Genomic DNA, 19,784 nt, shown 5'->3' on the forward strand with positions numbered 1-19,784 from the left:
GGTTCCTATTGACCATCGGGGGGGGCGGCTCTGCTGAGGTTGCCTTGGAGGCTGCCTTTTCATATAGCATACATGGCAGTAAACCTCCGTCTCCCGACGTGCACGCGATCTGGCCCCGGACCGGGTGCCCGTTGGGGACTATGCTGTCGACACCCAGACCCCAGAGCCTTTTTTTCATTGTTTATTCCAGAAAATAAGTATGGTAAAAAAAGGGCGAAAAGTCAACCGACGATGCGAGGCAGCGTCGTTCACTCGTTGGGGGTGGTACTAAACCATTTTCCATGTTTGTTTCGTCGGTAAGCAGATATGGCCTTCGGGTTTGATCACATCATGGGCACCTGTCATATTTGGCGGGCCAATGGGGTCAGGTCTGATCCTTCATAAAAAAATATGCCGATAGTGGGTTATGATCACCCCCGAAAAGGAAGATTATCTTGGAAAACAAAGCTGAAGTGCTGGGGCGGATTTACCTGCTCCATGAACAATATACCCGTGAACATGGAATGGTGTGTGAAAAAGGGTGTTCTGCCTGCTGCACCTGTAATGTCACCCTGACCTCACTGGAGTATGCCTTTATGGTGAACGGCATGGGTGAAAAAGAAAAAAAACGCCTGGAGGAAAGGGCGTTAAAGGGCCGTGCTGGCAAACGATTTCAACCGGGGTATACCATTAACAACATGGCTGCCCTGTGCCTTGCCGGGCAGGAACCCCCGGAGGAAGAAAATGATCCCGCCTGGGGGACTTGCCCCCTGCTCCGGGAAGACATGTGCACCATCTATGAAACAAGGCCCTTGGCCTGCCGCATGCTCTTATCCCAGGTTCAGTGCCGTCAGCTGGGCTATGCACAGATGCCACCCCTTGTGCTTACCTTGAATAACCTGTTCATGCAGGTGGTGGAACACCTTGATGCCCGGGGAATATCCGGGAATTTGACGGACATGATTTTGTGGCATTCACAGCGTGAGAATGAAGGAACCGGAGACGTTTCCCCCCTTTCGGCCCATCTCATAAATAATTCCAGGGCACCGGTGTTCATGGTGCCGCCGGAACACAGGGAGCAGCTGGGTCCATTAATGGCGCAATTGTCCAGTATCATGGCCGATCAACAGAAGAGGTGAAGATTGGGCCGCAGGGATACTTCCGGATTCTTGTCGGCAATGCGGTCAATGATTTCCTGGATCTCTGCCATGCTTTCTCCCTTTAATATCTCTTTGCAGATGGCGTGGCCGAATTTGAATCCTGCGGCAAAATAAGGCACATATTTTTTAAACAGTTTCACGGCGGTTCTTTCCTCGTGGTATTGCATTAACAGCTGGGTCATCCTCAGGGCCGTATTAAAATCGGTGTGTTCATCGGGAACAAATCCCTTGGACCATTGGGCAAACAGCCACGGCCGGGCCACGGCCATGCGGCCGATGGAAAAACCGTCGCATCCGGTGCGCTGATGCATGGTCTCGCAGTCAGTCCTTTCAAACAGGTTGCCGTTTCCAAATACAGGAATGGACACCGCCTGTTTCACCTGGGTGATGTGATCCCACAATGGGGGACGGGAGCGTCTGTCCGGGGCGATTCTGGGATGGAAGACCAGGGCATCAGCCCCGGCATCTTCAAACCGCCGGGCCAGATCCGCCGCTGCTGAAACATTGTTTTCCCAACCGGTGCGAAATTTAACAAAGAGAGGAATGGACACCGCCAGCCGCACCTGTCGGACAATTTCAACGGCCCGGTCCGGGGTTTTTAAAAGGATGGCTCCGCTTCCCTTTTTGCAGATGGCGGATACGGCACACCCGAAATTGAGATCCACCCCGAAAAAACCCTCTTTTTCGATGCGTTGGGCTGCCCGGGCCATGCTGATGGGATCGGGGCCGAAAATCTGGCACACCAGTCGAGGCAGCTCTGCTTTTCGCCAGGTAAATACCTGGGATACCGAAGGATTTTCATGGGGGACTGCCTTGGCACTGCACATGCCGGTGAACAGCAGTCCATATCCCCCAAATTCCGACACAAGTTTTCTGAAGGCCATGTGCCCCAGCCCTGCCATGGGGGCCAGTAACAGTCGGTTGGGAAGACAGATGTTCCTGATGGTTACGGGGGTGTTAAGAAAAGAGGTAAAATCTGTTGATGCTGTCATTGAAACTGTTTCCATGTGTTGGGCCTTCATTGGAAGGCGCATGTTGACATCTGTTCATGCCTGTAATAATTTAAAAACGCATTTTATCTACGTAAATGTTTGGCCAGCACCCCGGATTCCCGTATTGGGGATTGCCTAGCATATCATTGCTGGGCGAGCAGGCCAAAATTAGGTAAATCTGGTGTACTGGCCGAATATTTACTCTGAATTAACAACAGGACCGGGTCTATGAATAGCAGACATGAACAGGAAAAAAAACAATTTAAGCAGTTGTTTCACAAAGAAGGGGTGGATGCCTTTGAGAAACGCTTTAAGGTGCTGGATTGTTTTTTAAAAACAGAACAGCATCTCACCTGCCAGGAAATCACAGCGCTTCTCAAAAAAGATGGCAATGACATGGACAGTGATTTTGTGGAAGAAACCATGGAATTGCTGTGTCAGTTCGGGTTTGCCGACAGGGTGCAGTTTGAGTCCGGTCCCAGGCGTTATGAACACCGGCATCTGGGGATGCACCATGACCATATGGTCTGTGTGAAATGCGGGGATATTCTTGAATTCAAGGATGAAGTGCTGGAACAGAAACAGGCCCATGTGGCAGCCGCTTATGGATTTCACATGCTCCAGCATCGCATGGAAATTTATGGTATCTGTTCAAAATGCCTCAGTACCCGGGAACTGCTCATGCCCCTTTGTCGTGCCCGGCAGGGAGAAACCTGTATTATTAAATCCTTTGAAGGAGGATGCCGGGCTCAGATGCGGCTCTCCTCCATGGGACTCAGGTGTGGGGATCGCATTGAAGTGGTGGCTTCCCAGGGTGGTGGTCAAATGGTGGTGGCCACAGGTGATAGCCGTTTTGCCATCTGCCATGGACTGGCGGAGAAAATTTTTGTTCACCATGCCCCGCCTGAAATAGATTCGGACATCCCCCGCATTGCCGGTTATGATCCCATGGAAAAGGAGGAAAAAATATCCTTAAGTGCCATGAAGCAGGGGCAGGAAGGCATTATTGTCCGGGTGGGGGGAGAATCTGTTCTCCGCCGCCGACTTATGGAAATGGGGATTAATCGTGGAACCCGTATTTATGTTGAAAAATATGCCCCACTTAAAGACCCACTGGAGTTGATTGTCAAGGGGTATCACGTTTCACTTCGGGTGGAGGAGGCGGCCAATATAATGGTTGAACATGTGAAAGCGGTGAAACATCCATGAAAAAACTGACCATGGCCCTGGCCGGTAATCCCAATTCCGGCAAGACCACCATTTTTAATAACCTCACCGGGGCCCAACAGAAGGTGGGAAACTGGCCCGGTGTGACGGTGGAAAAAAAAGAGGGTACACTGAAATGGGGCGAACATCAGTTAAAGGTTGTGGATCTGCCGGGTACCTACAGTCTGACCCCTTTCTCCATTGAAGAGATTGCGGCCCGGGATTTCATTCTGGAGGAAAAGCCTGATGTGGTGGTGAACATCATTGATGCGGCCAATCTTGAAAGAAGCCTCTACCTTGCCATGCAGATCATGGAATTGGATCGACCGGTGGTGTTTGTCCTGAATATGGCCGATCTTGCCCGGTCCAAGGGGATCACCATTGATGCCGAGCGTTTGTCCATGCTTCTGGATGTACCGGTGATTTTCACCGTGGGTAACCGAGACCAGGGCATGGATACGCTGGTGGAAACCGCCATTCATGAGGCTCAGTCCTCCCCCGGGGGGAAATCCGGCAGAAAGGTTAAATACAACCGGGACATTGAAACCCTGATTTCAGAGTTGATTCAGGTGCTGGAAGCCCAATTCCATGACCATCATCCCCATCCGGTGCGCTGGACAGCCATTAAGTTACTGGAATCGGATCAGATGGTGAAAAAAAGTCTGGAGGAACTCTCGCCGGAGCTGGAAGAAAAAATAAACCAGATGGCAGCCCGGAGTCGTTCTCGTCTGGAAAAAATTTTCCATGATGATCCGGAAATTGTCCTCACCGACGATCGTTACGGATTTATTGCCGGCATTGTCAAAGAGGTGGTTACCTTGTCTCCCCGGAAACGGGCGGATATGTCCAGAAACATCGATCTGGTGCTGACCAACCGTTTCCTGGGATTTCCCATTTTTATATTTTTCATCTGGGCCATGTTCCAGCTGACATTTTCCCTGGGGGCGCATCCCATGGAATGGATTGAGTCCGGAGTGGGATTTTTATCCGCCCGACTTGATATGTTGCTCCCTTCAGGTCTGCTAAAAGACCTGTTTCTGGATGGTATTGTGGCCGGCATCGGCAGCGTTATTGTTTTTCTGCCCAATATTCTCATCCTTTTTTTCTGTATTGCCCTGTTTGAGGACACCGGTTACATGGCCCGGACGGCCTTTCTCATGGATCGGGTAATGCACATGGTGGGTCTGCATGGAAAATCTTTTATTCCCATGCTCATGGGATTTGGGTGTAATGTGCCTGCCATCATTGCCACCCGTTCCCTGGAAAATCGAAAAGATCGAATCCTTACCATTCTTATTACCCCTTTCATGTCCTGCTCGGCCCGTCTTCCGGTGTACATTATTTTGGCCGGGACTTTTTTTGGGGCCCGGGCCGGCACCGTGATTTTTGCACTTTATTTCATCGGTATTGTGGTGGCCATTGTGTCAGGACGCTTGTTTCGTTCCACCCTTTTAAAAGGCCAGGATGCTCCCTTTGTCATGGAACTGCCCCCCTATCGGGTTCCCATGGCAAAGAGTCTTGTGATTCACATGTGGGACCGCAGCAAGATGTTTCTTAAAAAAATGGGAGGAGTGATTCTGGTGGGTTCCATCATCATCTGGGCATTGTCCACCTTTCCCCGTCTGGAAAATTATACCATGGACTACGCCGGTGAAATTGAAAAAATAACCGCCCAGGCCACCGACACGGTATCTGCCGGAGACCAGGTTACCCCGCCGAGTGTGGCCCCCCCCCCTGACATGGCTGAAAGAATTTCAGATCTGGAAAAAATGAAAAACCAGGAACAGGTGGCCCATTCCTTCATCGGCACCCTGGGTAAAGCCATGGAGCCGCTGTTCAGTCCCATTGGCATTGACTGGAGATGCGGGGTTGCTCTGATTACAGGTCTGGTGGCAAAAGAGGTGGTGGTGAGCACCATGGGGGTGTTGTACGGCATCGGCGATGGTGAGTCCGATGCATTAAAGGCGGCTTTGAAGAAATCAGGCATGACCCCATTATCGGCACTGTCCATGATGGTGTTTGTTTTGTTGTATGTGCCCTGTCTTGCCACTATTTTTACCATATGGCGGGAGACTTCGGCAGGTTGGGCCTGGTTTAATCTGGTATACACCACAACCATTGCATGGGGGTTTTCTTTTCTGGTTTACCAGGGCGGATCGCTTCTGGGATTTTGATAAAAAAATTTTTATAAGGCTGTATATGCGGCCATGACAACGAGTGGGAGACAAGAATGAAGGTTTCTGAATTTATGTTCAAAAAACTTACAGGCCAGGGCTTTCTGCAACTTTTTATTTTTACAATGCTGCTGTTGCAGTTGCTGGTACTGCCCGCGGTGTCTCTGGCACAAGAGCGACTCACCGTTATTGCAAAGATTGCCAATGTTCGATCAGGACCGGGTACCGGCTATGATATCCTGTGGCAGGTGGAAAAGTATAATCCCTTTATTGTGCTGGGAAAAAAAGAGGGCTGGGTTCATTTTAAGGATTTTGAAGGCGATAAAGCCTGGATTCACAATTCCCTTGTGGGTAATGTCCCTTCGGTTATCAGTCTAAAGGATGATTGCAATGTTCGCGCAGAACCCACCACCGATTCCGCCATTGTATTTACTGTGGAAAAAGGGGTGCCATTCAAGCTTCTTCAAACCCGAGGGGACTGGTTGAATATTGAGCATGCCGACGGAGACCGTGGGTGGATTTTTAAAACCCTTGTGTGGTAAAAAATTAATATCCGGGAGTATGGGCGCATTGACCTTCAGTTGTGACCATGTCCCAAACGGTTGACGTCCCAAGCCTTTTTTGAATTTTATTGCCTAAATAATAGAAAAATATGTAAGTTCTCAATAAGTGCGGGCATTCAGGGCATCCGTTTGAATAGCATTCGGCGTTTAAAGGGTAGACAGGCTTTATGACCCCAGGTTATTGAGATCTTACAAAAATATGAGCTAAGTTTTTGAAATGATATGTACATTAATTCTAGAGGAGTGAATATGTCAGAGAAAATTTCCAATGCACGCAAAAAAGAACTTGAGCAACCCGATCCGTTCATAGAATCTCTTTACAGGGGAATGGCCCTTGCACGGGAGTATCAAAAACAACTCCTATGGGCAGGAGGTGTCTTTTTGGCGGTGGTTTTGATAATTTCCGGGACATTTTACAGCATCCGATCCTCTGACGATAAGGCGGTCAGTCTTCTTGCCCAGGCCCTTGAGACCTATGCCTCCATGGAACCCGAAGAAGGCTATGATGCGGTTCAGGAGAATTTGACACGGCTGATTTCTGAATATCCCAATACAGGTGCCGGTAAAATGGGGAAGGTTCGGTTTGCCCAGATCTGCTATGATGCTGGAAAATTTGACAAGGCTCTGGCCCTCTATGAAGGTGCGCTGGCGGATTTTTCCAATGATCCTGTAATGGCCAATCTCATACAGGTGGCCCTGGGACATACCTGTCAGATGCTTGGAAAGGATGACAGGGCCGTTTCCGTGTTTAAAGCCGTGGCCCAGGGCAAGGCTGATTTCCTGAAGGATGAGGCCTTGTTTAATCTGGGGCTTCTGGCGGAAAAGACCGGGGAGGGGGACAAAGGGCTTTCTTATTTTAATAAAATTGTGTCCGATCATGCCCAGTCCATTTATAGTTCCATGGCCAAGTCCCGGGTGGCTGACACCGCTACGTGATTTTCAAACGAAAATAAGGGCATTCTTTATACCAGCCCCAGTAACTTAGGGACTCGGCTGTTTTTAAGTGACCGTTTCCTCGGATTACTGCATTCATAGAAGCAGTAATCCGGGCTTGATAAATGGTATATCAATAAAATCTGACGTCCTTACACTTTTGGAGCAAGACGTCCCGAACAATGGGATTATTGCTCCAAGAGCAGTAAATTGGCAAATGAAGGATGTCACTATAAGGATGCATTAAATTAAAAAAGGCCGACACGCTGTGACGTGTCGGCCTTTTTTAAAGGAGGAAAAAGATGAAAAACCAACTTTATCGGTTAGTTTGATTTTATATAATGCAGATTGCATGCCAAATATTTAAAGAATATCAATGTCGTTTGATAATATAAAATATTATTTCTTAAAATTGCTTTTAAATAAAGCAGTTATCTGTGAATTGCCTGGGTGTATATAAAAAAAGTGCAATCTTTTTTTCATCATGGACTTTGGCAGTATTTGCTATAAAGTTTAAAATTTTGAACTTCAAAATGATTGATCCTATTTGATTATGCCCATAACTATCTTAAATAAAAATGTTTTTGTCGTGTGGTTTTGCGGGTTCATAATTGTGAACTTATCGGGGCCGGGTTCAAAAAAATAAACCGCTTACATGCCATATTTTTTTAATTTTTGATTCAGCCCGCTTTTTCCGATTCCCAAAATTTCAGCGGCCCGGGTTTGAACATTGCCTGAAAGAGCCATGGCTCTCTTGATCATACGTTTTTCCACCGCCATGAGGGTTTCTGAAAGCCCTGCATTTTCCGGTATGTCCTCCAGCTGCATTGAAGGGGCGCTGGATGGGGATCTCAGTTTCATGGGAAGGTCATCCGCGGTGATGCTGTCTCCCGTGGCAAGGATTACAGCCCGCTCAATGATATTTTCAAGTTCCCTTACGTTGCCGGGCCAGGCATATTCAAACAAAAGGCGTGCTGCCTGGGGATCCACACCGTTCAGGGCTTGGGAGCTCTTGCGTTCATGGGCGTATTTCTGGATAAAATGGTTTACCAGCAACGGAATATCTCCCTCCCGCTCCCTCAAGGGTGGCATTACGGCCTTGACAACATTGAGGCGATAGTAAAGATCCTCCCTGAAATGTCCTCGTTTAACTTCTTTTTCAAGGTTTTTGTTGGTGGCGGCGATGAGTCGAAAATCCACGGGCAATGGCGTGGTACCCCCCACCCGCTCAATGGTTTTTTCCTGGAGCACCCGCAAAAGTTTCACCTGGATACTGGTGGGAAGTTCTCCGATTTCATCTAGAAACAGGGTTCCCTGACCTGCCAGTTCAAATCGGCCTTTTTTCATGGCGGCAGCCCCGGTAAAGGCTCCTTTTTCATGGCCGAACAGCTCACTTTCCAGAAGGGACTCTGCAAAGGCCGTGCAGTTCACTGCCACCAGGGGAAACTCCCCTCTGAGGCTGTTGTAATGAATGGAGCGGGCAGCCAACTCCTTACCGGTGCCGCTTTCTCCTTCAATGAGAACACTGGCATTGGTGGGCGCCACCTTCTGGATAACATTGTACAGCTCTTTCATGGGCTTGCTTTTTCCGATGATGTTATCAAAGTTGTACCGGGTGGAAATTTCTTCCCGGAGTCGGGAGTTTTCCTTGACAATCTCATGGATGGCAAGGGCCTTGGTAATATGTGCCACCAGGGTGTCATTGTCAAAGGGTTTTAAAATATAGGTGAACGCACCTTTCTGCATGGCCTCCACTGCCTTTTCAACACTGCCGTGGGCCGTCATCACAATCACCGGAAGTGTGGCATTGAACTCCTTGATCTGAGCCAGTAGTTCAATGCCGTCCATCCCGGGCATCATTACATCGGTTAATACCAGATCAATGCCTTCGCTTTTCAGGATTTCAAGGGCCATGAGACCGCTTGCTGCGGTTACGGGTTCAAAGCCTTCTTCTTTGAGTACCTCTCCAAGAATTGTGGGATAATTTTTTTCATCATCCACAATGAGAATTTTGTCCATGTCTTATTCCTCCGTTATGGGCAGGGCAATGGTCACCCGGGTTCCGGTGGGGAGCGCATTGTCAATGTGAATGCTTCCCCGGTGGGATTCAATGATGTTTTTGACAATGCCAAGTCCCAGACCTGTGCCAAGCTCTTTGGTGGTGAAAAAAGGAGTCCATATTTTTTTGAGCTGTTCCGGGTCGATACCGCTGCCCTCATCCTGGATGGTGAGGTGTACATGGGTGTTATCCGCATTAAGGCAGATCAAAATGCGTTGCCCGTCGTCCACGGCCTGCAGTGCATTTAGCAGTAAATTTAAAAGTGCCTGGTAGAGGCGGTTGGCATCCCCCATAATGAGAGGGATGGTGCCCTGGATATCGTTTTGAATGAGGATGTTTTTTTCCTGGGCCTGGGGCTTTAGAAAATGAATATTTTTTTCAATGAGTTCCTCCATGGCGCAGGGTTTTAAATCCGGTGTCATGGGGCGGGCAAAGTCAAGGAAATCCCGGATGATATTGTTTAAACGGATGGACTCCTCAACGATGATATCCACAATGGTGGTGGATTCCTTGAGTTTTGTCATTTTTTTTCGCAGCAGCTCCGCCGAGCTTTTGATGATGCCAAGGGGATTGCGGATTTCATGGGATACCCCGGCAGTCATTTCTCCGATGGCGGAAAGGTGTTCAGCCCGTTGCAGTTTTTCTTCCAGTTTTAGACGTTCCGCCGCTCTTTTTTCAATAATAATTTCTCCCTGTTTCACCACAAATCTGAGTACAATAAAAAGGGAAGCCATAATAAAGGTGCAGGATATTATGATGAGCAGCTGGAGCTTGAAAATCTTTTCATAGTCCCGGGACACATCCTGTATAATTTCCACCACCCCTAAAACAGGCCCGGAAATGGCTGACAGGGGTTTTTCTGCCCGGAGCGGTGCAAAGGTGACTATGCGCGTGGTGCTGGGAATGCCTAAAAAAAGTTGAAAAAAATTACCGGTGCGTACCAGGCTTGAAGAAGACTGGTTGTCAATGGCCCTGTCATAGGCTGCGCCCCCGGCTTCCTGTTTGCCGATTCTTTCCTTGTCCAGGCTGTAAGAAATGATATTTTTCAGGTCATAGATGTTGACCATTTCCACATTAAAGCTGTGGATGGTGGATCGGATGACCCTGTCCATGCGGGTGTACTGGTTTTCTTCCCTGAGTTGTACCTTACCGTATTTTAATACCACAGGGATGATAAACTGCATAAATATCTGATGGTTAAGGTTCTCCACCAATAGATGTGCATATTCTTCATTTTTCTGCTGTAGGATGCGTTTTACCCAGTGGGTATTGATGGCGGACAGGGCAATGGTTGCCGTGAACATCACCACCAGGCTGGAAAATGTGAAAAATTTTACCAGGCGGAAGGGCCTTTTTTCTGCTCCGTTTCTCTGCGTCATTTTGCCGTCTGAAGGCAACCTCATATCGTGTGGTTAATAATGGAATTCCATGTCATGTTTTTTATTAATAATTTTAATTTTAAAAACGATTAATATTTATTAAATTAAACACTTAAATTATTTTGGCCTTTTATACATCATCGAAACTAGCATAAAACATGAAAATTATAAAACGTCAATTAACAATTGTGCTTGACTTAACACGTATATTCGATAGAGTTAACCTGTGCTGTATAGTCCGCTCAGATTGAGTTTACTCAATCTAGTAATATACCACATCCATTATGTGATAACGGGCAGCTTTGCCAGACATACCCCCAAATATCCCACTGATTTGAGCTTAACTTTATGATTTTTAGAAAAAAAGAGCAACTTATAGGAATTGATATTGGATCATCAAGTATTAAGGTGGCTGAATTAAAGTCGTCTGGCAAGGGTTATGTACTAAATAAATTGGGGATGGCAGATCTCCAGGATGGTCTTGTTGAAGACGGGCGTATCATGGATCCTGATGCGTTGGCCGAGATTATTCGTATGCTTTTTCGAACTCAGAAGATAAGATGTAGAAATGTTGCCATATCAACTGGTGGTTACTCAGTGGTTATTAAAACCATTGTAGTGCCTACTGCATCGGAGAAAGAATTACTTGGTTCCATCAGAGTTCAAGCAGAACAATATATCCCTTATGATATTGAAGATGTCAATATTGATTTTCAGATAATGGGAACCAGCGAGTTCTCAGATGACCAGATGAATGTTCTTCTGGTTGCTGTGAAAAAAGATCTTGTGGCCGAATATATTGATCTTATTAATCAGGCTGGCTTAAATCCTTGCGTCATCGATGTGGATAGCTTTGCTCTGCAAAATATTTATGAAATGGTTTATCGGCCAGTGGCTGAAGAAATGGTTCTTTTAATTGACGTGGGCATGTCTAAAATATCATTGAATATTTTAAAAGGAAACCAGTCTCTTATGATGCGAGATGTCGCTGCGGGGACTGGGCAGATTCGAGACGAAATTATGTCGGAGCTTGGATGTTCTGCAAGCAGGGCTGAAAAAATTCTGGAAGGAGCCAGGGGGGGTGAAATTTCAGAAACACGCATTAAAGAAATTTTTTCTAATTGGATTCACATATGCTGTTCTGAAATTCAAACCGTCGTTAAAAGTTCTTTGGCAAAATCAAACGAGGGAGAGCTTGAACAAATACTCGTTTCTGGCGGTGGCACTCTTGTTGATGGATTTATAGATACATTAGCATTGGATCTATCCGCCAGAGCCTCTGTTTTGGATCCTTTTCAGGGGATAAGTTTTAATCCCAAACAATTTTCTCCTTCACTTCTGGCTTCCTTCAAACCCCAAATCTCCATCGCCATGGGACTCTCTTTGAGAAGGTTGAATGATAAATGATACGAATTAATCTATTGCCTTTTCGGGCCGCACGGAAAAAAGAAAATATAAGGAAGCAAATCTCCATTTTTTCTTTGTTGTTGATCTTTATGATTGTCAGTCTATTCTACTATACTACATGGGTGGATCGCAAAATTGATATTTTGCATAAAAATATAATTCGGATAGAAAATGATATTACCCTCTATAAAGACAAGGCAGACAAGGTCAATGAAATTAAGAAAAAATTAAAAAATCTCGAGCTTAAGCTGGATATTGTCCAATCGCTGGAAGCAAAAAGACGGCAACCCGTATTGCTCCTTGAATCCATCAGTCAACTTATGATTCCAGACCGAATGTGGCTTACCAGTATGAAAACCGATGAAAAAAATGTGGTGCTCAGCGGCCTTGCCTTTGATAATAAAACCGTTGCGGATTTCATGACCGCTATTGAGAAATCCCCTTTTTTTTCGAGTGTTGATCTGAAGACCCTCCAGATGAAACAAATAAAAAAAGACTTGCGGATCAAAGCCTTTCAAGTAATATGCTGGAATAAAAAAGAAAATAAAAACGCCCATAATGTCAATAGTGGAAAAAATATAAATAAATGAAACGAACAGAGAGGAAAAAAATTATTGATGTTCTCAGGCAAAGGGCTGCACCTGTTTTTGTAAAGGTGGGCAATATGTCTCGAATGCATCGAATATTGATCTGTGCTTTCTCCTTTATCACGGTAGGGGCTATTTTCTACTATTTTTTTTACATGCCAAGGCATGAAGAAATGAGTCGCTTGTCTGACGAACAAACTCGTTTAAAAAACCAGCTTGATTTATATAAAAGCAAAGCAGCTCTCCTGTCTAAATTTACTAAAAAGATGGCAGAGGCTCAGAATCGATTTGATTCCGCCATGACAGCACTGCCTGAAAAAAAAGAGATTCCTTCTCTTTTGACAGAAATTTCAAATTCCGGCAATAATTCGGGTTTGGAATTTATGTTGTTTCAACCCAGGTCGGAGCTGAAGACTGAATTTTATGCTGAAATACCAGTGGATATAAAGGTCCAGGGTACATATCATCAAATGGGTTCTTTTTTTGATAAGGTGTCACGTCTTCATCGCATAGTTAATATCAAAGATATTACCATGATGCCCGGAAAGCAGGAAGGAAGCCTTTTTGTCACCTGCACTGCGGTGACTTATATGTTTGTTGAAAAACAAGAAAATAAGGGCAAAAAGAAATAATAAATGATAAATTCCATAGTTAAAATAATGGGTTTTGCTATTTTGTTGATACTGTGCGCTCTCCTTTCTGCCTGCAGAGACGATAACGCCCAACCTTTGCCTGAGAAAACAGTGGTGACAGTTGCCTTTAAAGTTCCCATATCGGATAAGCTTCCTGCACCTTCTTCCCCAAAAGAAATAACAAATAAAGAAGTGATGAAAAATAATGAACCGCCTCTTTCTTCTGAAAAAGAAAATATGAGTCCTGAGATTGAAGCGTATAGCGGAGAGGGAAAAATAGATCCTTTTGAACCCCTTATCAAAGTTGAAACAAAGCAGGCGATTGCTCAAGGGGAACCTGTGAAACTGATGGAAAAACCAGAAAGGATATTAACGCCCCTTGAAAAACTTGATTACAGTCAAATGAAACTGGTCGCCATCATAAATGCTGATGCCGGTAGTGTTGCCATGGTGGAGGAGGCAGGTGGCAAGGGATATGTTGTAGGCTTGGGGACCAATATTGGTCGAGATGGTGGAACTGTGGTGGAAATCCAGAAAGATAAGATTGTTATATTGGAACGATTAAGGGACTACAAGGGTAAAATAATTAAACGTACCCAGGAGATGAAACTAAATAAAACGGAAGATGGGAGCTTATGATGATTTATACTTCCGAAAAATACTTTACATGTTTTTTAAAGGCCTTTGGGCTGGTGTTATTTCTATTTTTTTTTATGGGTTGTCTGTCTGGACAACAGCAGGAAACCAGTACTTCTTCCTTGAAAATGCATGCTGAAAAAAGAATTGTTACGAGCATGGAATACAAGTCGGAGCAACCGGCCGTTAACCTGTCAGCAGATGGTAAATTGGTCTATACTTCCATTAAACAGACCGATCCCTATGGTGTTGTTTTATATCTTCCTGCTACAAGCATTGATGATGCAGTTACAGATATCTCTTTGGTGGGTGAACCCGTTAAATTAATTTCTGCGTTGTATGCCGATGAGAATAGAAATACCGCTAAAATTGAGATTTTGTTGCAAGATGATTTTCAGTATGAAGTGGTGGAAACAGAAAATGGTATCAATATCCTGTTTTTCATGGAATCCGGATACCAGGAAAAGAAGAGGTTGGCTACCCCCCCGAAAAAAGACGTTTCCGGCGATAGCGACCAACCTTTTGTTCTTGGTGAAGACGGCCATGGAAACACCGTTATTTTTACCCAGCAAACACTTCCTCAAAATTTGCCTGACTCTTCAGATTCATCCTTAAATCCTTTGGGTGGGGATATTCCATTGGCGATGCCTTCCCAGGAACCAGTCATCTTTTCCAATGAAGAGACAAAACTTGCGGATATTAGTTTCAGTGCCAAGGAATCAGGAGAATCTGTTCTCACTGTTGAGACGTTGACGCCTGTGAAATATGATCTTCAAAAAGATGGGAACGATAGTCTTAAACTTTATTTATATAATACCCTGATTCCTCCCCATCACCAGCGGCCGCTGATCATGACCTATTTTAATTCTGCAGTGGCCCAGGCACTGCCGATACAAGGAATTCCAGGTCAGACCTTGTCGTGTATATTGATTGATTTAAAACAACCAACTCCATACCGCATTTATAGAGACTCGAATCAATTAAAGCTTGTTTTTGATCCCATCACAAAGGTCGGTCCACGTTTTGAACAGGCAAAAACAAAATTCAATGCTGGGGTACAACCAGCCCTGGCTGTGGGTACGTCCCTTTCTCCCTTGAAACAAGCTGTCTCAAATACTGCTTTAAAGGAGCCTGTTCAGTTAAATACCGTTTCTCCAGAACCGGAAACCAATGCCGACCCTTTGGCTGCTCTTAATGGGGAAGAACCGGTTTACACAGGAGAAAAAATCAGTCTTGATTTTTATGAGACAGATATTAAAAATGTATTTCGGATTTTGCGAACCATCAGTGGCGAGAATTTTGCGGTGGACAAGGATGTCAGTGGAAATGTTACTCTTACCCTTGACAATCCGGTTCCATGGGACCAGGTTCTGGACCTTGTCTTGAAAATGAATGGACTGGGCAAGGTAAGAGAGGGCGATATTATCCGCATAGCCACCCAGGCAACCTTGAAAAAAGAGTTGACTATACGCCAGGAAGAATTGGCTGCCAGACAGAAGGCCATTGAGCAGCAAAAGCAACTGGAACCCCTTATCACAGAGTATATTCCCATCAATTACTCCGATGCTGAAAAAGATATTAAGCCCCATCTGGAAAAACTTCTCACCCCCAAAAGGGGGCAGCTCAGTGTTGATACCCGGACCAACATGATTCTTATAACGGATGTCCGGGAAAAAATTGTTGAAGCAAAAAATATGATAAACCGACTGGATACAGTCACCCCCCAGATTATGATTTCCGCAAGGGTGGTGGAGGTAAGTAAAGATTTTTCACGGGAACTGGGCATTGAATGGGGGGTATCCAGCCAGGATGTGTACAGAGATGACCTGGGGGGGACCTATGGGTTTGATGTGGCCATGAACTATCCGGCAACATCCAATTCCAGCCTCAGTTATACCTTTAATCGTGTCGTTGGAACGCCTTTTTCAATCAATGCTAAATTGACAGCAGCAGAGGCCAAGGGTGATGTTAAAATTGTTTCTTCTCCCAGAATTTTAACCATGGACAATAAAAAGGCAAGCATAAAGCAGGGAATTGAATATGCCTACCTTGAACGAGATGACACCGGCGGGTCATCGGTAAAATTTAAAGACATTGATCTTTTGCTGGAGGTGACCCCCCATGTGACCCCGGATAAGCGCGTCACCATGACCGTTCATATCACGAAAAATGACCTTGATTCCATCACTGACGGAATTCCTTCTCTGTCCACCAATGAAGCGGAAACCGAATTACTGGTAAATGACGGGAATACAATTGTCATCGGGGGGATTGTTAAAACCAGTACCACGGACAGCTCCACCGGGTTTCCCTTGCTGTCAGATATCCCCGTTCTGGGACACCTTTTCAGATCAGATAAAGATACTGAGAAAAAAAATGAATTGCTGATTTTTCTGACACCGACCATAGTACAGCTTGATCAGAAAATGCAAAATTAAAAAAGCAGATTATTTACCATTGCTGCCGTAGAGAATAGATGAACCGCGATATTTATGATTGATACTTGAAGGTAAGAGGAAAATTGCATGAGGGTAAAAATGGCCGGGCGGATAGAGTTAAGAAGTATTTATGTGTTTTTTTGTCTCCTGTTTATATTTATACTATCCGGATGCGGTTCATCGGGTTCTCCTGGCGATCCGGATGTGGATCTCAATCATCTTCATTTTTCGGTAAAACTGATTAATGAGGCAACAGGCAGTGAAACCGATGCAATCAGTGAAGGCAATCCCGGTATTCTTCAGATTACCGTCACCTATGACAACGATAAAAATAAGCCTGCACCAGGTAAGCTGGTGACGGCAACCCCCACCAAGGGGAGTTTTTCTGTTGCAGCGGATGGCACCGACAGTACCGATGCCAACGGGGTAGCTGAAATAAAGCTGGTGGCTGTAAATGCGGACGGAGAAAGTGTCACCGGTGCCGGTGAGATTTCTGTACAGTCCGGTGAATACGTCATCGAAACGCCCTTTGCCTTTCAAATCGGTGTGCCCGATTCCACACGCCTGGGGGCTTTTATAGATGGTTTTTTCCAGGGAGGCGTACTCTCCTCAAGTCTCGTTCCCGGGGAGAATCTTTCCTATGGTGGAACTGCCTTAATCGTGGCAGATCTTGTGGATGGAGATGGAAGTCCCTTTGATCAACCGGTAACGGTGCAATTTTCCTCCCAATGTGGTGCAACGCTTACAGAATCGGTATTGTCGGAAAATGGGCGGGCCGTTTGTGTGTATACTTCTAACGGGTGCAGCAGCGCCCAGGACGTGGTAACTGCCACCGTGTTAAAAGGGGGCACCGATCTAACAGCCATGGTTGCCGTTCCCCTGGCCGAAGAAGCCACCGGTTCCATTGAATTTGTGTCTGTGCAGCCGTCAAATATTGCCGTTGCCGGGACCGCCACCGCTTCAAAACCGGAAAATGCCCTTGTCACCTTTAAAGTAAAAGATGACAAAGGACATGCCATGGCCCGGGAACTGATCTTTTTCTCCCTGACCACCACAACGGGGGGGATTACCGTATCTCCTCTCAGCCGGGAAAGCGATGAAAACGGTGAGGTGACCGCCCTTGTCAAATCGGGGACCGTGGCCACATCTGTCAGGGTAAAAGCCACTTCAAAAGAAACTTCCATTTCCACATTGTCTGGAAACATTTCCATTGAAGAGACCCCCTTGTCTGAATCCATCGGATCCATTTCTCTGAGTTCCGGCAGCCTTATTATCCCCGCCGACGGCCAGAGCCAGGTAACCGTGCGGGCCACAGTGCTGGATAAATCCGGCGATCCCATGCCTGCCGTGGATGTGAATTTTTCCACCACCCTTGGCACTTTATCTGAAAGTACTGCATGGACCCGCAGCGATGGTATCGCAGAAATCCAGCTGCAAAGTACCTCTTCCGGTACGGCAGTGATAACGGCCAATGCCCATGGATTTCTTACAAACCTGAGTATTGGTTTTACCCCCGGCGCGTCCAGGAATCTTTCTCTGCAACCGGCCGTTACCAATGACGGCACCATTCAAGCAGGAGATAGCATTGATTTTAATGCCACATTGCGCGATAGCCGTGGAAATCCTGTTTCCAATCAGCAGATTAATTTTACCTTTCCTGATAATGGCAACACCAGTGGGGCAAGCTTGAGTGTAAGCACAGCCATCACCAATAGCAGCGGTATCGCCCTGGTGAACTATACGGCCGGTGCTGATCCGGGCGTTGATGTGTTAAAAGCCACCCTGGACAGTAATCCGTCCATTTCCAACACGGCCCGCATGGCGGTGATTGAAAAAACAGTGACCGTGGGATCCATGACCATCAATGCCGATCCCGAAGTCATTAAAGCCGATGGCAGCAGTTCATCTGCCATCAGCGTGAACATAAAAGATATTTCGGGGGCACCGGTTCCGGCGGGAACGGAGGTCACCTTTTCTACTACCCTGGGTCTATTTTCCAACGGTGGTACCACCCTTACCGTGGAGACCACGGATAATACCGGCAACATCACGGTTTCTTTGATATCTGCCTTGGTTACAGGGGATGCCAAGGTCACGGCCGTGGCTGGGGGTGTCTCCCAGAGCGTGACAGTGGCGTTTGCCATCACCATAGAACCCGTTGTGGGAACCATAGCCCTCACCGCAAATCCCACAGTCATCCCGGCAGATGGCACCAGTTCCACCACCATCAATGTCGTTATCAAAGATACCACGGGTACCGCCATGCCCCAAGGTCAGACAGTGGTTTTTACCACCACCCTTGGCACCTTTGCCGATGGAAGTAACCGATATGAGTTGAGTACGGGGGATGACAACGGCACTATTATCACTTCACTCAACGCCGGAACGGTGCCTGGCTTCGCAGTTGTAACCGCATCGGCCGGTGGTATTTCCCAGAGCGTTGTGGTGACCCTGGCAAGCACGGATGCTTCAGCTGTGGGGAACATCCTCATTGACGCTGATCCCACGGAGATTTTTGCCAATGGGGGCAGCTCTTCAAGGTTGTCCATCACCATTAATGATACAGCGGGCAATCCGGTTTTGGCAGGCCATCCCGTTTATGTGGCTACCGATCTAGGAACCTTTTCCAATGGGGCCAGGAGCATTGAGCTTGCCACCACCGATGACAGCGGCCAATTGATCACTTCTCTAAATGCCGGTGTCTCCCCTGGTTTTGCACTGGTCACCGTTACCTCCGGCGGTATCTCCCAGAGTGTTGTGGTGACTATTTCAGATGTTAATGCACCAGCTGTGGGGAGTGTTTCTCTTACGGCTGACCCCACAGCCATTCCCGCCGATGGGGCCAGCTCCACCACCATCACCGCCGTTGCTCTGGATGTGGGGGGGACCCCCGTGCCCCAGGGTACGCCCGTTCGTTTTGCAACAGACACCCTGGGCATCCTGGACTCTGAAAATCTGGATGGGGATGGTAATGCCCGCACTCTGGTATTGGAAACCGTGGATGATACCGGGACCCTGTCCGTATCTCTCATTGCCGGGAATACAGCTGGTTTTACGCGGGTTACGGCCACAGTGGGCGGGGTTTCCCAGGTCGTTGTGGTGACCCTCACTGACATCGGCGCTCCCGATGTGGGAAGCGTGGCTCTAAGTGCCGATCCCACAACCCTTCCGGCGGATGGTGCCAGTTCCACCACCATTACCGCCACTGCCCTGGATGTGGGGGGCAATCCCGTTCCCCAGGGCACGCTGTTTTACTTCTCAACGGATCTTGGCACCTTTTTTCCGGATAACCGGGACCAGGACAATGATCCCCAGACCCAGACCCTTGCAACCATTGACGATTCCGGGACTTTGATTGTTTCTTTGATTGCCGGAACCACTTCGGGTGATGCCCATGTGACTGCCTTGGTTGGTGGTGTCTCCCAGCTGCTGAATGTTTCAATTGGAAATGACGCCGTGGTAGGTGCCATTACCCTTTCTGCCACACCCACGGCTATTCCAGCGGACGGAGCCAGCTCCAGTGCCGTGACTGCACGGATATCAGACACGTCCGGGAATCTCATGCCCAAGGGCACGTCGGTGATTTTCACCACCAGCCTAGGTGCTTTCTCCAATGGTGGTACCACGCAGACCATTGAA

The 19,784-nt window shown here is 46.9% G+C and carries 14 protein-coding genes; 11 read left to right on the forward strand and 3 right to left on the reverse strand.

Annotation, left to right across the window (positions count from 1 at the left end):
• Window positions 1–434 precede the first annotated feature (434 nt).
• Complete coding sequence (locus tag ACYQ2M_RS19170) at window positions 435–1,118, forward strand: YkgJ family cysteine cluster protein (protein ID WP_459917989.1); 684 nt, start codon at window positions 435–437, stop codon at window positions 1,116–1,118.
• Here ACYQ2M_RS19170 and ACYQ2M_RS19175 read toward each other — a convergent pair.
• Window positions 1,103–2,131, reverse strand: a complete 1,029-nt coding sequence (locus ACYQ2M_RS19175; RefSeq protein ID WP_459917990.1) for a tRNA dihydrouridine synthase — start codon at window positions 2,129–2,131, stop codon at window positions 1,103–1,105. The genes ACYQ2M_RS19170 and ACYQ2M_RS19175 overlap by 16 nt on opposite strands.
• Before the next feature lie 228 nt (window positions 2,132–2,359).
• Here ACYQ2M_RS19175 and ACYQ2M_RS19180 point away from each other — a divergent pair, with 228 nt between their 5' ends.
• From ACYQ2M_RS19180 to ACYQ2M_RS19195, 4 genes are all read left to right on the forward strand, one after another.
• Window positions 2,360–3,340, forward strand: coding sequence for a FeoA domain-containing protein (locus ACYQ2M_RS19180; protein ID WP_459917991.1), 981 nt, complete (start codon window positions 2,360–2,362; stop codon window positions 3,338–3,340).
• Window positions 3,337–5,511, forward strand: coding sequence for a ferrous iron transport protein B (gene feoB / locus ACYQ2M_RS19185; protein WP_459917992.1), 2,175 nt, complete (start codon window positions 3,337–3,339; stop codon window positions 5,509–5,511). The genes ACYQ2M_RS19180 and feoB overlap by 4 nt, the downstream gene beginning before the upstream one ends.
• Window positions 5,512–5,567: 56 nt before the next feature.
• Window positions 5,568–6,053 (forward strand): SH3 domain-containing protein, encoded by a 486-nt coding sequence (locus tag ACYQ2M_RS19190; protein WP_459917993.1) that lies wholly within the window; start codon window positions 5,568–5,570, stop codon window positions 6,051–6,053.
• A gap of 270 nt (window positions 6,054–6,323) precedes the next feature.
• Window positions 6,324–7,010, forward strand: coding sequence for a tetratricopeptide repeat protein (locus tag ACYQ2M_RS19195; protein WP_459917994.1), 687 nt, complete (start codon window positions 6,324–6,326; stop codon window positions 7,008–7,010).
• Window positions 7,011–7,658: 648 nt separating this feature from the next.
• On the opposite strand, the gene ACYQ2M_RS19200 is transcribed toward ACYQ2M_RS19195, so the two are convergent.
• Window positions 7,659–9,026 carry a sigma-54-dependent transcriptional regulator gene (locus tag ACYQ2M_RS19200; RefSeq protein WP_459917995.1) on the reverse strand — a complete coding sequence of 456 codons (1,368 nt, stop codon included), beginning with the start codon at window positions 9,024–9,026 and terminating at the stop codon, window positions 7,659–7,661.
• A gap of 3 nt (window positions 9,027–9,029) precedes the next feature.
• Window positions 9,030–10,445 carry a sensor histidine kinase gene (locus ACYQ2M_RS19205; protein ID WP_459917996.1) on the reverse strand — a complete coding sequence of 472 codons (1,416 nt, stop codon included), beginning with the start codon at window positions 10,443–10,445 and terminating at the stop codon, window positions 9,030–9,032.
• Between the two features lie 348 nt (window positions 10,446–10,793).
• On the opposite strand from ACYQ2M_RS19205, the gene pilM reads away from it, so the two are divergent.
• From pilM to ACYQ2M_RS19235, 6 genes are all read left to right on the forward strand, one after another.
• The gene (gene pilM / locus ACYQ2M_RS19210) at window positions 10,794–11,852 is read left to right on the forward strand and encodes a type IV pilus assembly protein PilM (RefSeq protein ID WP_459917997.1); all 1,059 of its coding nucleotides are present in this window, start codon (window positions 10,794–10,796) and stop codon (window positions 11,850–11,852) included.
• Window positions 11,849–12,442 (forward strand): PilN domain-containing protein, encoded by a 594-nt coding sequence (locus tag ACYQ2M_RS19215; RefSeq protein WP_459917998.1) that lies wholly within the window; start codon window positions 11,849–11,851, stop codon window positions 12,440–12,442. Before pilM ends, ACYQ2M_RS19215 begins: the two co-directional genes overlap by 4 nt.
• The gene (locus ACYQ2M_RS19220) at window positions 12,439–13,071 is read left to right on the forward strand and encodes a type IV pilus inner membrane component PilO (RefSeq protein ID WP_459917999.1); all 633 of its coding nucleotides are present in this window, start codon (window positions 12,439–12,441) and stop codon (window positions 13,069–13,071) included. The genes ACYQ2M_RS19215 and ACYQ2M_RS19220 overlap by 4 nt, the downstream gene beginning before the upstream one ends.
• Before the next feature lie 3 nt (window positions 13,072–13,074).
• Complete coding sequence (locus ACYQ2M_RS19225) at window positions 13,075–13,710, forward strand: pilus assembly protein PilP (RefSeq protein ID WP_459918000.1); 636 nt, start codon at window positions 13,075–13,077, stop codon at window positions 13,708–13,710.
• Window positions 13,711–13,835: 125 nt separating this feature from the next.
• Window positions 13,836–16,145 (forward strand): type IV pilus secretin PilQ, encoded by a 2,310-nt coding sequence (locus tag ACYQ2M_RS19230; protein ID WP_459918005.1) that lies wholly within the window; start codon window positions 13,836–13,838, stop codon window positions 16,143–16,145.
• Between the two features lie 87 nt (window positions 16,146–16,232).
• On the forward strand, window positions 16,233–19,784 hold a 3,552-nt coding region (locus ACYQ2M_RS19235; protein WP_459918001.1), incomplete at its 3' end, for a beta strand repeat-containing protein.

The organism is Desulfocicer niacini (assembly GCF_054657595.1).

Coding starts and splice junctions, on each gene's coding strand:
- ACYQ2M_RS19175 (WP_459917990.1), bottom strand. CDS start 2,131: ATGACAGCATCAACAGATTTTACCTCTTTTCTTAACACCCCCGTAACC.
- ACYQ2M_RS19180 (WP_459917991.1), top strand. CDS start 2,360: ATGAATAGCAGACATGAACAGGAAAAAAAACAATTTAAGCAGTTGTTT.
- feoB (WP_459917992.1), top strand. CDS start 3,337: ATGAAAAAACTGACCATGGCCCTGGCCGGTAATCCCAATTCCGGCAAG.
- ACYQ2M_RS19190 (WP_459917993.1), top strand. CDS start 5,568: ATGAAGGTTTCTGAATTTATGTTCAAAAAACTTACAGGCCAGGGCTTT.
- ACYQ2M_RS19195 (WP_459917994.1), top strand. CDS start 6,324: ATGTCAGAGAAAATTTCCAATGCACGCAAAAAAGAACTTGAGCAACCC.
- ACYQ2M_RS19200 (WP_459917995.1), bottom strand. CDS start 9,026: ATGGACAAAATTCTCATTGTGGATGATGAAAAAAATTATCCCACAATT.
- ACYQ2M_RS19205 (WP_459917996.1), bottom strand. CDS start 10,445: ATGACGCAGAGAAACGGAGCAGAAAAAAGGCCCTTCCGCCTGGTAAAA.
- pilM (WP_459917997.1), top strand. CDS start 10,794: ATGATTTTTAGAAAAAAAGAGCAACTTATAGGAATTGATATTGGATCA.
- ACYQ2M_RS19215 (WP_459917998.1), top strand. CDS start 11,849: ATGATACGAATTAATCTATTGCCTTTTCGGGCCGCACGGAAAAAAGAA.
- ACYQ2M_RS19220 (WP_459917999.1), top strand. CDS start 12,439: ATGAAACGAACAGAGAGGAAAAAAATTATTGATGTTCTCAGGCAAAGG.
- ACYQ2M_RS19225 (WP_459918000.1), top strand. CDS start 13,075: ATGATAAATTCCATAGTTAAAATAATGGGTTTTGCTATTTTGTTGATA.
- ACYQ2M_RS19230 (WP_459918005.1), top strand. CDS start 13,836: ATGCATGCTGAAAAAAGAATTGTTACGAGCATGGAATACAAGTCGGAG.